General features: G+C 65.0%; 21 protein-coding genes. 11 read left to right on the top strand and 10 right to left on the bottom strand.

Annotated features, from left to right (window positions below; translation table 11 throughout):
- Nucleotides 1-103: 103 nt before the first annotated feature.
- From CI41S_RS14125 to CI41S_RS14115, 3 genes are all read right to left on the bottom strand, one after another.
- A complete protein-coding gene (locus CI41S_RS14125; RefSeq protein ID WP_139859730.1) occupies nt 104-448 on the bottom strand; it encodes a hypothetical protein in 345 nt (114 codons plus the stop codon).
- Nucleotides 445-1512, bottom strand: a complete 1068-nt coding sequence (locus CI41S_RS14120; RefSeq protein WP_244626508.1) for a LysR family transcriptional regulator — start codon at nt 1510-1512, stop codon at nt 445-447. Before CI41S_RS14120 ends, CI41S_RS14125 begins: the two co-directional genes overlap by 4 nt.
- 360 nt (nt 1513-1872) lie before the next feature.
- Nucleotides 1873-2646, bottom strand: coding sequence for a LuxR family transcriptional regulator (locus CI41S_RS14115; protein WP_139859728.1), 774 nt, complete (start codon nt 2644-2646; stop codon nt 1873-1875).
- 122 nt (nt 2647-2768) lie between these two features.
- Here CI41S_RS14115 and CI41S_RS14110 point away from each other — a divergent pair, with 122 nt between their 5' ends.
- A complete protein-coding gene (locus tag CI41S_RS14110; RefSeq protein ID WP_139486314.1) occupies nt 2769-3029 on the top strand; it encodes a hypothetical protein in 261 nt (86 codons plus the stop codon).
- 138 nt (nt 3030-3167) lie between these two features.
- Here the strand turns inward: CI41S_RS14110 and ybaK are convergent, their stop codons facing one another.
- Nucleotides 3168-3650 carry a Cys-tRNA(Pro) deacylase gene (gene ybaK / locus CI41S_RS14105; RefSeq protein ID WP_139859726.1) on the bottom strand — a complete coding sequence of 161 codons (483 nt, stop codon included), beginning with the start codon at nt 3648-3650 and terminating at the stop codon, nt 3168-3170.
- Between the two features lie 347 nt (nt 3651-3997).
- Between ybaK and CI41S_RS14100 the strand changes: the two genes are divergently transcribed.
- The 4 genes from CI41S_RS14100 to CI41S_RS14085 all read left to right on the top strand — a co-directional run bounded on the left by CI41S_RS14100 (nt 3998) and on the right by CI41S_RS14085 (nt 8195).
- Nucleotides 3998-5290 carry an adenylosuccinate synthase gene (locus tag CI41S_RS14100; RefSeq protein WP_139859723.1) on the top strand — a complete coding sequence of 431 codons (1293 nt, stop codon included), beginning with the start codon at nt 3998-4000 and terminating at the stop codon, nt 5288-5290.
- A gap of 35 nt (nt 5291-5325) precedes the next feature.
- Nucleotides 5326-6882 (top strand): hypothetical protein, encoded by a 1557-nt coding sequence (locus CI41S_RS14095; protein ID WP_139859721.1) that lies wholly within the window; start codon nt 5326-5328, stop codon nt 6880-6882.
- A 112-nt stretch (nt 6883-6994) separates the two neighbouring features.
- Entirely contained in the window at nt 6995-7426 is a 432-nt protein-coding gene (locus CI41S_RS14090) for a DUF5413 family protein (protein WP_139859719.1), read from the top strand.
- A 232-nt stretch (nt 7427-7658) separates the two neighbouring features.
- Nucleotides 7659-8195 carry a DUF4112 domain-containing protein gene (locus CI41S_RS14085; protein ID WP_139859920.1) on the top strand — a complete coding sequence of 179 codons (537 nt, stop codon included), beginning with the start codon at nt 7659-7661 and terminating at the stop codon, nt 8193-8195.
- Between the two features lie 75 nt (nt 8196-8270).
- On the opposite strand, the gene CI41S_RS14080 is transcribed toward CI41S_RS14085, so the two are convergent.
- The 3 genes from CI41S_RS14080 to CI41S_RS14070 all read right to left on the bottom strand — a co-directional run bounded on the left by CI41S_RS14080 (nt 8271) and on the right by CI41S_RS14070 (nt 9512).
- Complete coding sequence (locus CI41S_RS14080) at nt 8271-8561, bottom strand: hypothetical protein (RefSeq protein WP_016844322.1); 291 nt, start codon at nt 8559-8561, stop codon at nt 8271-8273.
- 221 nt (nt 8562-8782) lie between these two features.
- Nucleotides 8783-8947 (bottom strand): DUF3309 family protein, encoded by a 165-nt coding sequence (locus CI41S_RS14075; protein WP_139486309.1) that lies wholly within the window; start codon nt 8945-8947, stop codon nt 8783-8785.
- Between the two features lie 253 nt (nt 8948-9200).
- Nucleotides 9201-9512: a hypothetical protein gene (locus tag CI41S_RS14070; RefSeq protein WP_244626507.1), complete on the bottom strand. Its 312-nt coding sequence runs from the start codon at nt 9510-9512 to the stop codon at nt 9201-9203.
- A gap of 55 nt (nt 9513-9567) precedes the next feature.
- Here CI41S_RS14070 and CI41S_RS14065 point away from each other — a divergent pair, with 55 nt between their 5' ends.
- Nucleotides 9568-9846: a hypothetical protein gene (locus CI41S_RS14065; protein WP_139859717.1), complete on the top strand. Its 279-nt coding sequence runs from the start codon at nt 9568-9570 to the stop codon at nt 9844-9846.
- Nucleotides 9847-9864: 18 nt separating this feature from the next.
- Here CI41S_RS14065 and msrB read toward each other — a convergent pair whose 3' ends face one another.
- The 3 genes from msrB to CI41S_RS14050 all read right to left on the bottom strand — a co-directional run bounded on the left by msrB (nt 9865) and on the right by CI41S_RS14050 (nt 12506).
- A complete protein-coding gene (gene msrB / locus CI41S_RS14060) occupies nt 9865-10278 on the bottom strand; it encodes a peptide-methionine (R)-S-oxide reductase MsrB (protein ID WP_139859715.1) in 414 nt (137 codons plus the stop codon).
- Between the two features lie 111 nt (nt 10279-10389).
- Nucleotides 10390-11106: a peptide-methionine (S)-S-oxide reductase MsrA gene (gene msrA, locus CI41S_RS14055; protein ID WP_139859712.1), complete on the bottom strand. Its 717-nt coding sequence runs from the start codon at nt 11104-11106 to the stop codon at nt 10390-10392.
- Between the two features lie 290 nt (nt 11107-11396).
- The gene (locus CI41S_RS14050) at nt 11397-12506 is read right to left on the bottom strand and encodes an ATP-dependent DNA helicase (protein WP_139486306.1); all 1110 of its coding nucleotides are present in this window, start codon (nt 12504-12506) and stop codon (nt 11397-11399) included.
- 209 nt (nt 12507-12715) lie between these two features.
- On the opposite strand from CI41S_RS14050, the gene CI41S_RS14045 reads away from it, so the two are divergent.
- The 5 genes from CI41S_RS14045 (at nt 12716) to ssuC (ending at nt 18296) form a co-directional block, all read left to right on the top strand.
- Entirely contained in the window at nt 12716-13921 is a 1206-nt protein-coding gene (locus CI41S_RS14045; protein ID WP_139859710.1) for an LLM class flavin-dependent oxidoreductase, read from the top strand.
- A gap of 475 nt (nt 13922-14396) precedes the next feature.
- A complete protein-coding gene (locus CI41S_RS14040) occupies nt 14397-15347 on the top strand; it encodes a sulfonate ABC transporter substrate-binding protein (protein WP_139859708.1) in 951 nt (316 codons plus the stop codon).
- Between the two features lie 29 nt (nt 15348-15376).
- A complete protein-coding gene (locus CI41S_RS14035; RefSeq protein ID WP_139859706.1) occupies nt 15377-16330 on the top strand; it encodes a sulfonate ABC transporter substrate-binding protein in 954 nt (317 codons plus the stop codon).
- Nucleotides 16312-17493, top strand: a complete 1182-nt coding sequence (gene ssuD / locus CI41S_RS14030; RefSeq protein ID WP_139859704.1) for an FMNH2-dependent alkanesulfonate monooxygenase — start codon at nt 16312-16314, stop codon at nt 17491-17493. Before CI41S_RS14035 ends, ssuD begins: the two co-directional genes overlap by 19 nt.
- Nucleotides 17490-18296 carry an aliphatic sulfonate ABC transporter permease SsuC gene (ssuC, locus tag CI41S_RS14025; protein WP_139859701.1) on the top strand — a complete coding sequence of 269 codons (807 nt, stop codon included), beginning with the start codon at nt 17490-17492 and terminating at the stop codon, nt 18294-18296. The genes ssuD and ssuC overlap by 4 nt, the downstream gene beginning before the upstream one ends.
- Nucleotides 18297-18298 lie beyond the last annotated feature (2 nt).

Here is an 18298-nt window from a genome sequence, read left to right as displayed (position 1 = left end):
CTTCACCCGCTATGGACAGTGGCCATATCGAACGCCGGCAGCCCGCCCGGCTACTTTGCATGGGGTTGTTTTTCGGCATTTTGCTTGGCGGCCGGATCAGGTCCTAGCCGGCCTCGGGCGGCGTCACCTGGCGGCGGACGATCTGCGCGGCGAGCTCGATCAGGATCCGCTTGGTGTCGGAACTCTGCACCTCGCGGAACACCCGCAGCATCCGCAGCTCGAGCAGGGACTGCAGCGACGGCGTGACATCCGCAGGGAGCTCGGTCGACGGTCCCAGCATCCTGGCGAGCGCCGTCAGGCGGCGATCGTCGATCCGGGCCGCGCCGCCGGCGCCGACCTTGGCTGGAGTCGTGCCGAGCACCTCGGCGACGTCACGCTGCGACAGCCCGATCGCGCGCCACCGCTCCTGCACCAGCCGATCGATCTGTTCGTCGTGCGATGTGCTCATGGCGCGCCCACCCGATCTTCATCAAGCGATCCCCGGCGCCCGGAGATAAAGCCGGCGAACATGTTGATCAGCTGCTCGCCCTGATACGACTTCAGGAGATCGTTGGGATGGACGAACTCGTCCCGGAACCAGGGATATTTGCGGCCGTCGAAGGCCTGGATGATCCAGTCGATCAGCTGCCGCACGCGCGGAATGCGGTGCGCGTCGGGATGATAGGCGAGCCAGATGTCGAACTCGAACTTGAAGCCGATATCGAGCGGCAGCAGCGGATCGCCGAGGGTGGGAACGTAGGTCGGCAGCCAGCCGATCCCGGCGCCTTTCGCGACCGACCAGAAATGCGCCGTCGAGACGTTGTTGCGCATCGCGACGAAGCCGACCTGCTCGCGTCCGAGATGCTTCTCGTACAATTCCCGGCCCTTGGTCTGCTCGGCGTCCTGCAGCACGATGCGGTGGTTCTGCTTGATGTCGTCGGCGCTCTTCGGCATGCCGTAGAGGTCGACATAGGACTGGCTGACGAACGGCATGATGTGCAGCCGGCCGAGCTTCAGCCGCTTGATATCCGGTTGCTCCGGCCGTTCGAGCTGGATCGCGGCGTCGGCTTCGAGCCGCAGCAGATCGGCCGGGCGCATCTCGCATTTCAGGTCGACCAATAGCCCGCGATGGGCGCGCTGGAATTCGACCAGTCGCGGCACCAGCCAGAACGTGCCGAGACCTTCGGTGACGGCAAGCCGGACCTCGCCGTTGAGCGCCGGCGCCACCTGGTTGAGCATGCGGTCGAGCCGGAACGACGCCTCTTCCATCTGCCGTGCTTCTTCGAGCACGCGGGCGCCTTCCGGCGTCAGCCTGACGCCGTCGACATGGCGCGTCAGCAGCCGCGTTTGATAGGTATCCTCGAGTTGAGAGATCCGCTTCTTGAGAAAATTCGCGGAGACGTTGAGCTCGGCCGCGGCGGCCCGAAAGCTGCCGACCCGGGCGACCTGCAGAAAGATCCGCACCGTGTCCCAATCGGTGAGCCGGGCCTGGCGCGCACCGGAGTGCGCACCCATGGTCTGAGATGTTCGCATACAATTCATCCGGGCTGCACCTTATTATCAAGACCGCGCGCGAATGCAATCAGGGGGTGAAGCGTGAGACGAACCCAGCCCGGACCTGCGGCCTCGACCTCTATCGAAGCGTTCCCTCTGCTCGACAATCTTGCGACATGCGCGGACGCATGGGTGGACCTGATGCAACTGCAGGCACCGGCCCAAGAAGCGCAAGAAGCCGAAGACCGGCGCGCACGGTTGGCGACGCGCGCCGGTACAATTCGGACCGTTACGGAATGTTCCGGGCGATCGCGGCCGAATTTGCACGATGCGGTTGTCGAGGCGATGCCGCCGGCGCGCAAGCAGCTGTAAGGGTGCGATGTGGTCGTGCAGCCGATGTCAGAAATCGATAATGCCGAGCGCGATGCTCTTGGCGACGCCGTGCGTCTTGTTGGACGCATCGAGCTTGCGCAGCGCCTGCTTGATGAAGCCCTCCACCGTCTCCGGCGAGAGGCCGAGGATCTGCGCGGTGTCGGCCACGGTCTTGCCGCGCGCCGCCCACGCCATCGCCTCGCGCTCGCGGCCCGTGAGCTTGATCGTCGCGGCGGCGTCGGCAGGCTTCAGGATGGCCGGCGCGTTGCGCTGGTCGCGACCCACGATGTCCATCGCCCGCTGCACCCAGTAGATCATCACGAGATGCAGCTCGTGCCGGGAGCGGTTCATGAGCTTGTCGAAGCTCTGCGGCTCGTCCTCCCAGAAGAACACGGTCGAGCTGGAGTGCACCGCGCCGAACCGGTCGCGATAGTGCAACGGCACGACGAAGCCGTCCTTGAAGCCGAACTCGCGGGCGGCATCCATCGTCCTGACCTCGGGCGGCCGCTTGCGCCCGTTGCGTTCCGGCAGCTTCAGGCTGCTCCAGGTGAACGGCGTGTTGGTCCGCCGCGAGCGCGCCAGCGCCGGATCGCAATGCACGAAGTCGTTCTGGATGTAGGTGCGTTCCCATGCCGGTGGGTAGGTGCCGGTGTGATACGGCAGATCGAGTTCCGGCCGGCCGGCATCGATGAAGCCAAAGCCGGAGAAGCCGTAATCCTGGATGATCCGGTGCAGCGACCGGCGAAGCTCGTCCATCGTCGCCGATGTCTCAATGGTCGAGATTGCGTCGTCGAGACCCATCGCTCAAACCCCCGGATTCGGGGGGTATCACAATTGTCGGCTTCTGTCCCAGATGAGGCGACATCTGGAGGCGGCAGCAGCTTGCCGGTCAGCGTTGCTGCGCGGCTATCAGGGGGTGATGCGTGAAGCGAGTTCAGCCCGGATACGTTGCCTCGGCATGCATCGAAGCCTTCCCACTGGTCGCCGACCTCGCGACGAAAAGCGAAATCCTGATGGACATTCTGAAAGACCCGGCGCCGGACGATGAGGCGCTCGACCGCCGCGAGCGCTATGCCGCCCGCGCCAATGCAATCCTCGCGCTGATCGAATGCTCGAACGAAGTGCGGCCCAAGCTGCGCGAGGCGATCGTCGAAGCGATGCTGTGGGCGCGCACGCAGCCGTGACGTTGCAGTCGTGACCTTGCAGCGGTGACGTGAAGGCCCGCGCCCAGCTGAGATCATGATGCGATCATGATCTCAGCTCTCCCTTTATTTGAGCATGATCCTTTCGGAAAACCGGTTCCCACTTTTCCGGATCATGCTCTAGTCGCGCGTCGCGGTCAGGGCTTTCATCGTCGCGCCTGCGGCAAGCGCGGCGTCGTTCGGATCGATCTCGATCTGCAGACCGCGCTGGCCGCCATTGACGAAGACGGTGACGTGGGTGAGGGCGGACTCGTCGATCGCGGTCGGCGCGCGCTTCTTCTGGCCGAACGGGCTGATGCCGCCGACATGGTAGCCGGTGAGCCGCTCGGCGTCGGCCGGGCGCATCATCTTCGCCGACTTGCCGCCGAACGCTGCGGCGAGCTTCTTCATGCTGAGCTCGCAGTCGGACGGCACCACCGCGCAGACCGGCTTGCCGTCGACCTCCACCATCAGTGTCTTCAGCATCCGGTCCGGCTCGACGCCGAGCGCCTGCGCCGCCTGCAGCCCGATGCTCTCGGCATCGGAATCGTAGACATAGGTGTGAAGCTTGAAGGCGATGCCGAGCCTGCGCAGGGCCATGGTGGCGGGTGTGGAATTGGGCATGGATCAAACTGATTTCATGAAAGCGGAATGATCGCCGCAATGGGCAGTGCGATCAATGATCCATATGGTCCACCGCGGCCGCCCCAACATTAAATTCTCGCCAGCGTGGGGCGGGCTTGCCTGCCCCGGGATTTTCAGGGGATATCAAGGAGTTGGACCCTATCCAAAAGGCTTAAAAGGCGGCCTTCTTGCTTGCGCAGCCGGGCCGCTTCCTTTATCCGGTAGGCGCCTTGCCTGCGCGTGGCCTGGCCGCGGATTGGGCTGGGCATAAGCGCATGATCGAACGCGAGCGGACGCGTTTTCGCCGCGATCATGGTCTGAAAACACCTGAAGGGAACAGCTTCGAAATGGCCAATGTTGTCGTCGTCGGCGCCCAGTGGGGCGACGAGGGGAAGGGCAAGATCGTCGACTGGCTGTCGGAACAGGCCGACATCGTCGTGCGCTTCCAGGGCGGCCACAATGCCGGCCATACGCTCGTGATCAATGGCGAGACCTACAAGCTGGCGCTGCTGCCGTCCGGCGTGCTGCGGCCGCACAAGCTCGCCGTGATCGGCAACGGCGTGGTGTTCGACCCGCAGGCCTTCCTCGACGAGGTGGCCAAACTGAAGGGGCAGGGCGTCGCGGTGGGGCCCGAGAACCTGCGCATCGCCGAGAATGTGACCCTGATCCTGCCGCTGCATCGCGAGCTCGATTCGCTGCGCGAATCCTCCAATGCCATCACCTCGATCGGCACCACCCGCCGCGGCATCGGCCCGGCCTATGAGGACAAGGTCGGCCGGCGCGCCATCCGCCTGATGGACCTCGCCGACCTCGACACCCTGCCGCACAAGATCGACCGCCTGCTGGCGCACCACAACGCGCTGCGCCGCGGCCTCAATCTGGAGGAGATCGACGGCAGGGGCATTCTGGCCGAGCTGTCGGCGATGGCGCCCAAGCTCTTGCCCTATGCCGAGACGGTGTGGCGGCTGCTCGACCTCAAGCGCCGCGAGGGCAAGCGCATCCTGTTCGAGGGCGCCCAGGGCGCGCTGCTCGACGTCGACCACGGCACCTATCCCTATGTGACCTCGTCCAACACGGTGGCGGCCCAGGCCGCGACCGGCACCGGCATGGGACCGGGCGCCGTCGGCTATGTGCTCGGGATCTGCAAGGCCTACACCACCCGGGTCGGCCAGGGCCCGTTCCCGACCGAGCTGAAGGACGAGATCGGCGAGGAGATCGGCCGCCGCGGCAAGGAATTCGGCGTCAACACCGGGCGCAAGCGGCGGGTCGGCTGGTTCGACGCCATGCTGGTGCGACAGACTGTCCGGACCTGTGGAATTGGCGGGCTGGCGCTGACCAAGCTCGATATTCTGGACGGGTTCGACAGCATCCAAGTTTGCGTCGGCTACCGGCTCGATGGCAAGGAAATCGATCATTTGCCGGCCGGCGAGGGCGCGCAGGCCCGCGTCGAGCCGATCTACGAGACCATCGAAGGATGGAAGCAGCCGACGGCCAACGCCCGGTCCTGGGCGGATCTGCCGGCCCAGGCCATCAAATACGTCCGCCGGGTCGAGGAGCTGGTGGGGTGTCCGATCGCCCTGTTGTCCACCAGCCCGGAACGTGAGGATACTATTCTGGTACAGAATCCGTTCGAGGCTTAACGGGATATTACCTATATCCCACCAATTGTGTGGAAATGGCTGACTACTACCCGCTGATCGCCCGTGCCATTGCCGGATTGGACCCCAACGCCCCCGGCGAAGCCCGCCGCGCGCTGTACGCGCGGGCGCGCACGGCGCTGATTCAGCAGCTCCGCGGCGTGCAGCCGCCGCTGTCGGAATCCGAGATCACCCGCGAGCGGCTGTCGCTGGAGGAGGCCGTCCGCAAGGTCGAGGCGGAAGCCGCCCAGCGCGCCCGCGAGGCCTCCCGTCCGGGCGGTGCCGCCCGCGGCAATGATGCGCCGCGCCGGGCCAACGCCCGGCCGCCGGAGGGCACTTCCGCCGAGCCGGTGCGTCCGCGGCTGTCGAACCCGCCGCCCGGCGAACCGCGCCCGCCGCGCAATCTGCGACCCGATGCGCCGCCGACCCCGCCGCGCCCGCAAAACCCGCCGCTCCCGTCGGCCCCGGAGTCGCAGTCATCGCCGCCACGGCCGGGTGGTCCGCCGCGCCGTGGCCCGGAGGGGGCACCGCCGCCGGCTGCCCCCGGTGTCCGCGGCTTCCGCGACATCACGGCCGACGCCGACGATCTCGGCCGCGCCGCGGCGCAGGCCAGCCGCAACGCGCGCAAGACCTACGCCAACGTGCCGTCGCCCTCGCCGGAATTCGACCGACTCGAGCCGAGCCTGGAGAACCGCGGCGCCGATCCCGACGCGCAATACGCCTACGACGAGGCGGCCGAGGAGGCCGAGCGCTACGCGCCGCAGCCGTCGCAGGCGCCGCCGCCGCGATCGCGGATCGGCAATGGCGAGCGTGAGCCGAAGAAGCCGCGGCTCGGCTCGACGTTCCCGTTCAAGACCGCGATCGTGATCGGCATTCTGCTGATCCTGGTCGGTGTCGGCATTCTCTATCGCCAGGACGCGATGATCTTCGCCAGCAGCCTGTTCAAATCGCAGCCTGCCGTCGAAGCGCCGAAGGATGCCTCGGCGCCCGCAACCAAGCCGAAGATCGCCGACCGCGTCGGCCAGCCCTCGGCGTCGGGCGAACCGGTCGCCCCGGTGGCGCAGCGCGTCGTGCTCTATGACGAGGATCCGTCCGATCCGAAGGGCAAGCAGTATGTCGGCTCGGTGGTGTGGCGCACGGAGCAGGTCAAGGCGTCCGGCAACCAGAAGCCTGATATCGCCGTGCGCGCCGACATCGACATCCCCGATCGCAAGTTCAAGATGACGATGTCGTTCCGCCGCAACACCGATTCATCGCTGCCGGCAAGCCACACCGCAGAATTGACCTTCATCCTGCCGCAGGATTTCGCCAATGGCGGCGTCGGCAACGTGCCGGGCATCCTGATGAAGTCGAACGAGCAGGCGCGCGGCACGCCGCTGTCCGGCCTCGCGGTCAAGGTCACCGACGGCTTCTTCCTGGTCGGCCTCTCCAACGTCGACCTCGACCGCTCGCGCAACCTGCAGCTCCTCAAGGAGCGCTCCTGGTTCGACGTGCCGCTGGTCTACACCAACCAGCGCCGCGCCATCATCGCGATCGAAAAGGGCGCTCCGGGCGAGCGCGCCTTCAACGAAGCCTTCGCGGCATGGGGCGAGTGAGGGGCCTCGCCTCTCATTCCGCGCAAACGCGGCCTGGCAGCGCGGAACGAATTTCCCCTAGAACCGTCGTAGGACTGCGCTACACTCGTTTGACGTCGGGCGAGGGCAGGCCATGAAACGCTACATCATCTTCGCAGCCATTGGGCCGTTCATCGCCGGCTTCCTGCTGTTGCTGGCGAACACCTACCAGTCCGGCTACTGGACCGAGACCAACAGCGGCGAGGTGGCAAAGCTGTTCGCCGTGTTCCTGAAATCGCTGCAATACAACTATCTGTTCGGCATCGTGCCGGCGCTGATGCTCGGCGCGATCGACGACATCCTGATGCATGTCAGGCGCGTCGCGCCCGTGGTGCGGATGCTGATCGTCGCGGCGCTGGCGTTCACCGGCACGGCGCTGATGTATGCCTCGCACGGCTCCGAGAGCGGGCCGACGCAGTTCATCCTGTACGGGCTGGTCGGCTTCATCCCGGCCACGCTCACCTCGTGGCTGGCGCACAAATATGCCGAGGAACTGTATCAGCCGGCGGCGGCGGCGCAGCACTGATCCCATCATGCGAGAAGCAGGGTGTACCTCGCCCCGCTTGCCGGGAGAGGTCGAAATTCAAGCGCAGCTTGAATTTCGGGTGAGGGGGACTCTCCGCACAGCGTCTCTCACCGACTTCGCGGAAAGTCCCCCTCATCCCGACCTTCTCCCCGCAAGCGGGGAGAAGGAGCAGAGCAGATGACACAGTGGTAATGTGCCGCAACTTGCAGCGGCGGAATGCGTTACCCATGTGATGGCCATGCCCGAGGACGACATTTTTTCACCTCACGCCACGCGATCGCGGCCGCCGTTCGGCGGAACGCAGGCGCGCGGCAAGGTCATCGACCAGGACGGGCGCGAGCTGTCGGATGCCGCGCCGTTCCAGCAGTTCGAGGGCTTTCAGTTCGACTTCCGCAACGCCACCGCCAACCCGTTCGGCAATCTGACGCGCGAGCAGCGGCTCGAGCGGCTGGAGATGATTGCAAAGCTGCTCGATGTCGCCTTCATCGTGCCGGGCACCAATGTGCGCTACGGCATCGACGGGCTGATCGGCCTGATCCCGGTGATCGGCGACATCATCACCACGGCGATCTCGCTGTGGCTGGTGCGCGAGGCCCGTTTGCTCGGCGCACCCTGGCACATCACGGCGCGGATGCTCGCCAATGTCGCGGTGGACGGCGTGGTCGGCATGGTGCCGGTGGCGGGCGATGCGTTCGACGTCATGTTCCGCGCCAACGTCCGCAACGTGCGGATGCTGCGGCGCTGGCTCGACAAGCAGCCGCGCCTGTAACGCGCCACCTTCACCCGTCAAAACAAAAGCCCCCGGATCGATCCGAGGGCTTTTCGTTGAAGAGGGACGAAGCCGTTATGCGGCGTCGGCGTCGGTCTGGCTGGCGGCAGGGCGCGGACGGCGCGGCAGCGGGAAGGCCTCGCTCTCATAGAGCGAGCGGATGCCGTTCTGGTCAAAGCGCGCTTCCTCGACCTGCAGATAGGCGCCGTTCAGCGAATCCGCCGGCAACTGCTCCATCGCGAACTGCACGGCTTCGGCAGCGGTGCCAAAGCGGCGATAGGCGAAGCCGGCCCGCTTCTTCTTGCGGATCGCGGCAGGAAACAGCTCGGCGGACGTGTTGTAGTTGAACGGACGCAGGGGACGCATGGTCGACGACCTCTTTGTGTTTTTGGCGCTAGGGCGGTGAAAGGGATTTTTGGCACGACAGGCGGCAAACGGCGGCACGCCGACGTGTCATTTCGCCCTCTAATATAGGCCCATTTGACAGAAATGCGACCCCAGAACTGGCCCGGCAAGGCACATGATGAATCTGCGCATAGCGCCGGAACCGGCCGGATAAGTCATTTTATTTCAATAACTTAAGGCCGTCATATCTTGTCGAGCCAGGCCAGGATCGCTACCACGATCAAAATCACCCCGAAAAGCCCCATTCCGGAGTGGCCGAGCCCATAGCCATAGCCGCGGATCCGGCCGCTATAGCCGCCAAGCAAGATTATCACCAGGAGGATGATCAGGATCAGTCCGAGCGACATGGCGCCCTCCTCGTAAGGAGGCGGCAGCCGCCCGGCGAGACGCCGACGGCCCCGCGGACCTCAGCAAACCACATTCCGCGCGGCGGGACGAGAACTTCGTGGTCATTCCGGGGTGTGTGAGTCCGCCGTCATTCCGGGGCGATGCGCAGCACCGACCTCCGGTGCGCAGTTGCGCACCTGAGAATCTCGAGATTCCGGGTTCAGTTCTGCGGACTGCCCCGGGATGACGATCGCGACGACAATCCCGTTGCCGTCACTTCTTGCTGTCGTCGATCGGCAGCACCTTCAGCGTCGTCGCATACGGCTCGACGCGCAGCGAGTCGCTGGCGATCAGGCCGACCTTGTGCAGCGGCGCCTGCTCGAGGTCGCCGGCGGCGGATTTGTGCACGGCATATTGCCAGACGCTCAGCGAGCCCTTGGCGACCAGCATCTTAGCGACCCCGCCGGCATTCTGGCCCTCGACCTGCGCGAGCTCGGCATCGGTCAGCCCGATCACGATCTCATCCTTGCTGGTGACGACCTTGAACAGCGAGACCTTGTCGGCGGCAAAGGCAGGTAGGCTCACGACGCTCTCCATGATGAGGCTGGCAAGTCCGAGACCAATCAAAAGCTTTCTGGGAATGCTGGGCATCAAACTGTCCTTGAAATTGTCTTTGAAATTGTCCTTGGGGTTTCGCGCGGGGAGCCGCGCGGCCAAAACAAAACCCCGCGCGACCGGTTCTTGGTCGCGCGGGGCGGGCAATACGTTCGACGCGATGGCGGGCTATTTGCAGCCCCAGCTCGTCATTGCCGGGCTTGACCCGGCAATCCATCGCAGCAAGAGATTCCTTTGTTTGATGGATGCGCGGGTCCCGGCTGCGCCAAGAGGCTTCGCCGAGGCACTGCAAGCCCGCGCATGACGGGTGGTGGTACCGGGCCTACTTCTTCTCGTTCAGCTTCAGCGCCGCCGAGTTGATGCAGTAGCGCAGCCCGGTCGGGCCGGGGCCGTCATTGAAGACGTGGCCGAGATGGCCGTCGCATTTCGAGCACAGCACCTCGGTGCGGATCATGCCGTGGGTGGTGTCCTGCTCCTCGTCGACATGGCTCTCCACCGCGGGCTTCGAGAAGCTCGGCCAGCCGCAGCCGGAGTCGAACTTCTGGTCGGACTCGAACAGCGTCTGCCCGCAGCCGGCGCAGACATAGGTGCCCTTGCGGGGATCATGCTCGTATTCGCCGGTGAACGGCCGCTCGGTCGCCTTCTCGCGCAGCACGGCATACTGCATCGGCGTCAATTCCTTGCGCCACTCGGCCTCGCTCTTGCGGATCTTGCCGTCGGTCTTGGTGTCGGACATGGAAACTCCGTTGTTGGTCGTCATTGCGAGCGAAGCGAAGCAATCCAGTGTCAGGGACGCAGAATGGATTGCTTCGTCGCTTCGCTCCTCGCAATGACGGAGACTGTTCTCCTAGTTGGTAGCCTTGGCGGCATTCACCAGCGTCGGCTTCTCGATGTAGTTCTCCGCAAAGATCTTCTTCAGGTTCTCGACCTTCGGGATGTCGTTATAGGCAATATAGGGCTGACTCGGGTGCAGCGTCAGATAGTCCTGGTGATAGCTCTCCGCCGGATAGAACGCCTCCAGCGCGCCGACCTTGGTCACGATCGGCTTCTTGTAGACCTTCGCCGCGTTGAGCTGGGCGATATAGGCGTCCGCCACCTTCTTTTGCTCGGCGTTGGTGGTAAAGATCGCCGAGCGATACTGCGTGCCGCTGTCGGGGCCCTGGCGGTTGAGCTGGGTCGGGTCGTGCACGACGGAGAAGAAGATCTGCAGGATCTTGCCGTAGGAAATCTTCTGCGGGTCGTACTTGATCTCGACGGATTCCGCGTGGCCGGTCGAGCCGGTCGAGACCATGCTGTAGTCGGCGGTCGCCTTGCTGCCACCGGAGTAGCCGGACACCGCGCTGGCGATGCCGGCGGTGTGCTGGAACACGCCCTGCACGCCCCAGAAGCAGCCGCCGGCAAGCACCGCGGTCTTCAGCCCGGTCTCCTGCGCGTCCGCCGCGGGCGGCGGGATGATCACGGCGTCCTCGGCGGCAACCGAGGGCGCAACGGCAAAGGCGGCAACGGCCAGCGCGCCGATCGCGGCGGCGCAAAGCGTGAGGCGGCTGAGGGAACGGCTGGGCATGGGTTCCTCGTGGGATCGGATTTGGGGGCCAGTTTAGAGCGGAAGCCGGCATTCGCAATCGGGCCGGCTCGCTCCGACGCTCCCAAGATACGGGGCAAAGGGCGTTTTGTTACGGCCGCAGCCACACGGTTCCGTGAGGAAAAGGCCCGCGATTCAAGGAAGTAGCGGGCCGTTCAAAAAGCGTCATTCCGGGATGGTCCGAAGGACCAGACCCGGAATCTCGAGATTCTCGGTGCGCAATCGCGCACCTGAGGGTTCGATGCTAACGCATCGCCCCGGAATGACGGTGGCTACACCACGATGCTGAGCCGCTTCGCCGCCCGCGTGATTCCCGTGTACAGCCACCTTGCCCGCGAATCCTGGAACGCAAAGCTTTCGTCAAACAGCACGACGTCGTCCCATTGCGAGCCCTGCGACTTGTGCACGGTCAGCACATAGCCGTAGTCGAACTCGTCATAGGGCTTGCGCTGCTCCCACGGGATGCCCTCGATGCCGCCGTCGAAGCATTCGCCGCGCACTGAAACCTTGGTGACCTTGTAGCCAAAATCCTCGTCCGGCATCACGCGCATGGTGATGATCTTGGATTTCGACTGCGCCCGCGCTTTCACCCGCCACAGCCCGCCGTTGAACAGGCCCTTCTTGCGGTTGTTGCGCAGGCAGACCAGCTTGTCGCCGGCCACTGGCAACGGATCCTCGATGTTCTGCCGTTGCCGCACCCGCATGTTGTAGGCGCGGCGGGTGTTGTTGCGGCCGACCAGCACCTGGTCGGCGCCCATCACCCGGTCCGGATCGAGCTCCTTGCGCGACACCACCTCGCTCTCGCCGTGGCGGCCGATCTCGAGCTCGCGGCCCTCGCGGATGTCCATCGACATCCGCACGATCGGATCGTCCTGCGCCTGGCGGTGCACCTCGGTCAGCATCGCGTCGGGCTCGGCGTCGGTGAAGAAGCCGCCGCCCTGGATCGGCGGCAATTGCGCGGGATCGCCGAGCACCAGGAGCGGGCACTCGAACGACATCAAATCGCGGCCGAGCTCGGCATCGACCATCGAGCACTCGTCGATCACGATCAGCTTTGCCTTCGACGCCGGCGCGTCGTCCCAGAGCTCAAAGCTCGGCTGCTCGACGCCGGACTCGCGGGCGCGGTAGATCAGCGAATGGATGGTGGAGGCGTTGTCGCAGCCCTTGTTGCGCATCACCAGCGCCGCCTTGCCGGTGAAGGCCGCGAACTTGACCTCGCCGTCGACGCCCTCGGCGATGTGGCGGGCCAGCGTGGTCTTGCCGGTTCCGGCATAGCCGAACAGCCGAAACACCGGCGGCGTGCCGCCCTGGCCGGGCTTGGCCTTGAGCCAGTCGGCGACGGCTTTCAACGCGATGTCCTGATGCGGCGTAAAGGTGGTCATGAGCTTTCGGAGGAATGAGCACGTGACGGGTAACGCCGCGACTCGGGCGAACACAAGCTAAACATTCATGCGTTTCGATCAAGTCAGCTTCCGCTGCGCGGAATTGGAGTTTCGCGTCCGAGGCTAGACTTGGGTCGAGGCGGCACTACACTTGCCGAAAACAACAAGAGGTCGGGACCGCAACAAGACGCGACCTCGGGAGTGACCTGATGAAATTCGGCATCTTTTACGAGCTGCAACTGCCGCGTCCCTGGAACGACGGCGACGAGCTCCGCCTCTACCAGAACGCGCTGACCCAATTGGAGACCGCCGACCGCCTCGGCTACGACTACGCCTGGGTGGTGGAGCATCACTTCCTCGAGGAATATTCGCACTCGCCGGCGCCGGAATCCTTCCTCGCCGCGGCGAGTCAGCGCACCAAAAACATCCGGCTCGGCCACGGCATCTTCCAGCTCACCACCAATCATCCGGCGCGCGTCGCCGAGCGCGTCGCGGTGCTCGATCTCCTCAGCAACGGCCGCTGCGAGTTCGGCATGGGCGAGAGCGCCTCGATCACCGAGCTCACGCCATTCGGCCGCGACATGGAGACCAAGCGCGAGGTGTTCGAGGAAGCCGTCGAGGCGATCTTCCCGATGTTCACCAAGGTCGGCACCGAGCATCACGGTAAGTATTTCGACATCCCCTTGCGCAACGTGGTGCCGAAGCCGGTGCAGAAGCCGCACCCGCCGCTCTGGATGGCGTGCTCGCAGCTGCCGACCATCGAGCGTGCCGGGCAGAACGGCTTTGGCGCGCTCGGCTTCCAGTTCGTCAGCGCCGACGCCGCGCACGCCTGGGTGCACGCCTATTACAACGCGATCACCAAACGGCTGAACAAGCTCGCCGACTACGAGATCAATCCGAACATGGCGCTGGTCTCGTTCTTCATGTGCGCCGAGACCGACGAGGAGGCGCGCCGCCGCGCCGACGGCGCCACCTTCTTCCAGTTCGCGCTGCGCTATTACGGCCAGGCGCAGAACCGGCAGCGGCCGGCGCCGGGCACGGTCAACATGTGGGACGAGTACAACAAGTGGAAGCGCGAAAATCCCGAGGCACAGGAGGCCGCGCTGCGCGGCGGCCTGATCGGCTCGCCGGAGACCATCGCCAGGAAGCTGCGGCGCTTCCGCACCTCGCATATCGACCAGGTGATCCTGCTCAACCAGGCCGGCAAGAACAGCCATGAGCATATCTGCGAGTCGCTCGAACTGTTCGCCAAGGAAGTGATGCCGGAGTTCCAGCACGATCCCGAGCACGAGGCGTGGAAGCGGGGCGTGCTGTCCGGCGCGATCCAGCTCGAGGAGATCGACACCGAGGCGTTCACCGATCGCTACGGCAAGCTCGCGGTCAGCGTCGCTCCGAAGTCGGCCGCCGCAGGCTGATCGATTGCTGAAGCATCGCTCCGATCACCCTCCCCTGGAGGGGGAGGGTCGACGCGAATGAAATGAGCGGCGGGGTGGGGTGACGGTCTCTCCACCCGAGCAGTCCTCGTGTTGAGAGATCACCCCACCCCGGTTCGCATTGCGCTTCGCTTCATGCGAACCGACCCTCCCCCTCCAGGGGAGGGTGAAGAGAGGGTGCAGCTTAAGATTCCTTGTTCTGACGCGTAGTCTTCGCGCTAACCGGCGACCGCTCCGCTCGAAAACGTTTCTGTGCCGCAACCTCGCGATCTCGTGAGGAAAATAATTCGCTACACCCACACAGCGGCTTGAAAGAAACGACACGCGCGATGCCCGGACCGAAGCGCTGGCATCGCTATTTTTGTGCAGCGCTCGACAGCTTCATTCGCACGTCCCATCATCCCTGACATCGCATGATCGCGCGGCCATCGCGCTTGATCGTCAGGAGAGTTTTGGAATGAAGCGTCGTGAGTTCCTCAATCTGTCGCTCGGCTCCGTTGCGGCCGCCGCGCTGTCGGGGCGCGCGCAGGCACAGGCGGACGCGAAGGAGATTCGTATCGGCTATCAGAAGAACGGCGTGCTCGTCATCACGCGCCAGCGCGAAGCCTTGGAAAATCATTTCAGGCCGCAGGGCATCAGCGTGAAATGGGTCGAGTTCTCCTCGGGCCCGCCGATGATGGAGGCGATGAATGTCGGCAGTGTCGATTACGGCGCCGTCGGCGATTCCCCGCCGATCTTCGCGCAGGCCGTCGGTGCCGCCATCGTTTATGCCGCGGCGCAGCCCATCATCAACGGCTCGGGCATCCTGGTGCCGCAGAACTCGACGATCAGCAGCATCGCGGATCTCAAGGGCAAGCGCGTCGGTTTCACCAAGGGGTCCAGTGCGCATAACGTCGTGATCCAGACGTTGGAGAAGGCCGGACTGACCTATGACGACATCACGCCGGTCTATCTGACGCCGCCGGACGCCGGCCCCGCCTTTGCGAATGGCGGCATCGATGCCTGGGCGATCTGGGATCCCTATTTTGCAATCGCCGAGACCAGGCAGAACGGTCGCATCCTGGTCAAGACGCGCGACATCACCAAGACCAACTCGTTCTACATCGCCAATCGCGACTTCGCGAAGACCCGCGGCCAGGTCCTGCAGCAGATCGTCGATGTCACGACGGCGACGGCGGCCTGGGCGCAGGCGCATCCCGACGAGGTCGCGCAATCGCTCGCCGCGGTCACCGGCGTGCCGCTCGATATCCAGACCATCGCGGCGCGGCGGGCCGGCTTTGCGGTCGGTCCGGTGACCGCCGACATCATCGCGACCCAGCAGGGCGTCGCCGACCGCTTCTTCAAGCTGGGCCTGATCCCGCGGCAGATTGCCGTCCGCGACATCGTCTGGCGCAACCCGCAGACCTGATCCCGCACTCATTGATCCGAGGACCTCACATGACGCGTTTGTTTCGACGCTGGATTGCCTACGCGGTGCTGTCGGTCAGCATGGTCGCCGCGACCGTCGGCGCCTCCTATGGCGAGGACAAGGTCGTCCGCATCGGCTACCAGAAATACGGCAAGCTGGTGCTGTTGAAGAGCAAGGGGACGCTCGAGGAGAAACTCAAGGCGGTCGGCTACAAGGCGGTCTGGACCGAGTTTCCCTCGGGGCCGCCGCTGCTCGAAGCGCTCAATGTCGGCGCGATCGATTTCGGCAACACCGGCGAGGCGCCGCCGGTGTTCGCGCAGGCCGCCGGTGCGCCGATCCAGTATGTCGCCTATGAGCCGGCCGCGCCGAAGGGCGAGGCGATCCTGGTGCAGAAGGACAGCCCGATCAAATCGGTGGCTGATCTAAAGGGCAAGAAGGTCGCGCTCAACAAGGGCTCCAACGTCCACTATCTCCTGGTCAAGGCGCTGGAGAAGGCCGGCGTCAAATATTCCGAGATCGAGCCGGCGTTCCTGGCGCCCGCCGATGCCCGCGCGGCGTTCGAACGCGGCGCGGTCGACGCCTGGGTGATCTGGGATCCGTTCCAGTCGGCGGCGGAAGCCGCCACCGGCGCCCGCATTCTCGCCGACGGCACCGGCATCGTCGCGAACTACCAGTTCTATTTCTCCTCGAAGAAGTTCCTGCAGAGCGATCCCAAGGTCGTCGACGTCGTGCTGGCGCAGCTCAGCGAGGTCGATGACTGGGCGAAGCACGATATCCACGCCGTCGCCGAGCAGCTCGCGCCGACGATCGGCCTGTCGGTGCCGGTGGTCGAGGTCGCGCTGAAGCGCCAGTCCTACGGCATCAAGCCGCTCAACGATACCGTGATCGCCGACCAGCAGCAGATCGCCGACACGTTCTTCGCACTGGGCCTGATTCCCAAACAGATCAAGATTTCCGACGTCGCATGGAGGCCGGGCACGTGAGCAGCAAAGACAACGCCAACATCCTCTGGTTCCTGCCGACCCACGGTGACAGCCGCTATCTCGGCACGTCGATCGGCGGCCGCGAGGTGAACTTCAACTATCTGCGCCAGATCGCGCAGGCCGCCGATCAGCTCGGCTATTACGGCGTGCTGCTGCCGACCGGGCGCAGCTGCGAGGATTCCTGGGTGGTGGCCTCCGCCGTCGCGCCGTGGACCGAACGGCTGCGCTATCTCGTGGCGGTCAGGCCCGGCCTGCAATCGCCAAGCGTTGCCGCACGCATGACCGCGACCTTGGACCGGCTCTCCCACGGCCGTCTGCTGATCAATGTCGTCACCGGCGGCGATCCGATCGAAAACAAGGGCGACGGCATTTTCCTCGACCATGACGAGCGCTACGCGGTCACGCGCGAGTTCCTCAACGTCTACAGCGATCTGCTTGCCGGCAAGACCGTCAACGTCGAGGGCAAGCACATCCGGATCGAGGACGGCCGCCTGCTGTTCAATCCGGTGCAGTCGCCGCGGCCGCCGCTCTATTTCGGCGGCTCGTCGGACGCCGGCATCGACGTCGCGGCCGACACCGTCGACAAGTACCTCACTTGGGGCGAGCCGCCGGCGCAGGTTGCCGAGAAGGTCGCGAAGGTGAAGGCGATCGCCGCGCAGCGCGGCCGCAAGCTGTCGTTCGGTATCCGCCTGCACGTCATCGTGCGCGAGACCAACGCGGAGGCCTGGCGCGCCGCCGACGAATTGATCCAGTACGTCACCGACGACACCATTGCCGCCGCGCAGAAGATCTTCGGCCGGATGGACTCGGTCGGCCAGCAGCGCATGGCCGAGCTGCATGGCGGCCGCCGTGACAAGCTCGAGATCAGCCCGAACCTGTGGGCCGGCGTCGGCCTGGTGCGCGGCGGGGCCGGCACCGCGCTGGTCGGCGATCCCCAGACCGTCGCCGCGCGGATCAAGGAGTATCAGGACATCGGCATCGATACCTTCATCATGTCGGGCTACCCGCATCTCGAAGAGGCCTATCGCTTCGCCGAGCTGGTGTTCCCGCTGCTGTCGCTGGCGCAGCCGGGCAATGTGACGCCGATCCGCGTCAACACCGGGCCGTTCGGTGAAACCATCGGCAACGACTACCGTCCGCAGAAACAGGCATCGCAATCATGAGCTTGATTGATTCTCTCCCGCGCGTCGGCGCACCGAAGCTGCCGAAGGTCGATGGCCTGATCCCGTGGATCGTGCCGCTCGCCATCATCCTGATCTGGCAGCTTGCCTGCGTCACCGGCTTTGTGCCCTCGCGCGTGCTGCCGGCGCCGAGCGACGTCGCAGTGGCTGGATGGAAGCTGCTGCTGTCGGGCGAATTGATCAAGAACATCTGGGTCAGCTTCTGGCGTGCCTCGATCGGCTTTTTGATCGGCGGCAGCATCGGCTTCGCCTTCGGGCTCGCCAACGGCCTGTCGCAGCTGTCGGCAAAGCTCACCGACACCACGCTGCAGATGGTGCGCAACATCCCGCATCTGGCGCTGATCCCGCTGGTCATCCTGTGGTTCGGCATTGACGAGTCGGCAAAGCTGTTTTTGGTGGCGCTCGGGGTGTTCTTCCCGATCTATCTCAACACGCTGCACGGCATCCGCACCGTCGATCCGCAGCTGATCGAGATGGGCCGCATCTACGGCATGAGCGACGGCGAATTGTTCCGCCGGGTGATCTTCCCCGGCGCGCTGCCGTCGATCTTCGTCGGCCTGCGCTTTGCGCTCGGCATCATGTGGCTGACCTTGATCGTCGCCGAGACCATCGCGGCCTCGTCCGGCCTCGGCTACATGGCGATGCAGGCGCGCGAGTTCATGCTGATCGACGTCGTCGTGCTCTCGATCCTGATCTACGCCTTGCTCGGCAAGCTCGCCGACAGCGCCTCGCGGGCGCTGGAGCGGCTGACGCTGGCCTGGCATCCCGCCTTCCAGAACAAGTGAGA

This window comes from Bradyrhizobium ivorense (genome assembly GCF_900696085.1).
In the GTDB taxonomy this organism is placed as follows: Bacteria; Pseudomonadota; Alphaproteobacteria; order Rhizobiales; family Xanthobacteraceae; genus Bradyrhizobium; species Bradyrhizobium ivorense.
The sequence above is the reverse complement of the archived record's forward strand: the minus strand, read 5'-3'. Positions and strand labels throughout refer to the sequence as shown.

Bases quoted from the DNA above. Each gene is read 5' to 3' on its own strand.
- CI41S_RS14125 (WP_139859730.1), bottom strand. From the start codon at position 448: ATGAGCACATCGCACGACGAACAGATCGATCGGCTGGTGCAGGAGCGG.
- CI41S_RS14120 (WP_244626508.1), bottom strand. From the start codon at position 1,512: ATGCGAACATCTCAGACCATGGGTGCGCACTCCGGTGCGCGCCAGGCC.
- CI41S_RS14115 (WP_139859728.1), bottom strand. From the start codon at position 2,646: ATGGGTCTCGACGACGCAATCTCGACCATTGAGACATCGGCGACGATG.
- ybaK (WP_139859726.1), bottom strand. From the start codon at position 3,650: ATGCCCAATTCCACACCCGCCACCATGGCCCTGCGCAGGCTCGGCATC.
- CI41S_RS14100 (WP_139859723.1), top strand. From the start codon at position 3,998: ATGGCCAATGTTGTCGTCGTCGGCGCCCAGTGGGGCGACGAGGGGAAG.
- CI41S_RS14095 (WP_139859721.1), top strand. From the start codon at position 5,326: ATGGCTGACTACTACCCGCTGATCGCCCGTGCCATTGCCGGATTGGAC.
- CI41S_RS14090 (WP_139859719.1), top strand. From the start codon at position 6,995: ATGAAACGCTACATCATCTTCGCAGCCATTGGGCCGTTCATCGCCGGC.
- CI41S_RS14085 (WP_139859920.1), top strand. From the start codon at position 7,659: ATGGCCATGCCCGAGGACGACATTTTTTCACCTCACGCCACGCGATCG.
- CI41S_RS14080 (WP_016844322.1), bottom strand. From the start codon at position 8,561: ATGCGTCCCCTGCGTCCGTTCAACTACAACACGTCCGCCGAGCTGTTT.
- CI41S_RS14075 (WP_139486309.1), bottom strand. From the start codon at position 8,947: ATGTCGCTCGGACTGATCCTGATCATCCTCCTGGTGATAATCTTGCTT.
- CI41S_RS14065 (WP_139859717.1), top strand. From the start codon at position 9,568: ATGCTGGGCATCAAACTGTCCTTGAAATTGTCTTTGAAATTGTCCTTG.
- msrB (WP_139859715.1), bottom strand. From the start codon at position 10,278: ATGTCCGACACCAAGACCGACGGCAAGATCCGCAAGAGCGAGGCCGAG.
- msrA (WP_139859712.1), bottom strand. From the start codon at position 11,106: ATGCCCAGCCGTTCCCTCAGCCGCCTCACGCTTTGCGCCGCCGCGATC.
- CI41S_RS14050 (WP_139486306.1), bottom strand. From the start codon at position 12,506: ATGACCACCTTTACGCCGCATCAGGACATCGCGTTGAAAGCCGTCGCC.
- CI41S_RS14045 (WP_139859710.1), top strand. From the start codon at position 12,716: ATGAAATTCGGCATCTTTTACGAGCTGCAACTGCCGCGTCCCTGGAAC.
- CI41S_RS14040 (WP_139859708.1), top strand. From the start codon at position 14,397: ATGAAGCGTCGTGAGTTCCTCAATCTGTCGCTCGGCTCCGTTGCGGCC.
- CI41S_RS14035 (WP_139859706.1), top strand. From the start codon at position 15,377: ATGACGCGTTTGTTTCGACGCTGGATTGCCTACGCGGTGCTGTCGGTC.
- ssuD (WP_139859704.1), top strand. From the start codon at position 16,312: ATGGAGGCCGGGCACGTGAGCAGCAAAGACAACGCCAACATCCTCTGG.
- ssuC (WP_139859701.1), top strand. From the start codon at position 17,490: ATGAGCTTGATTGATTCTCTCCCGCGCGTCGGCGCACCGAAGCTGCCG.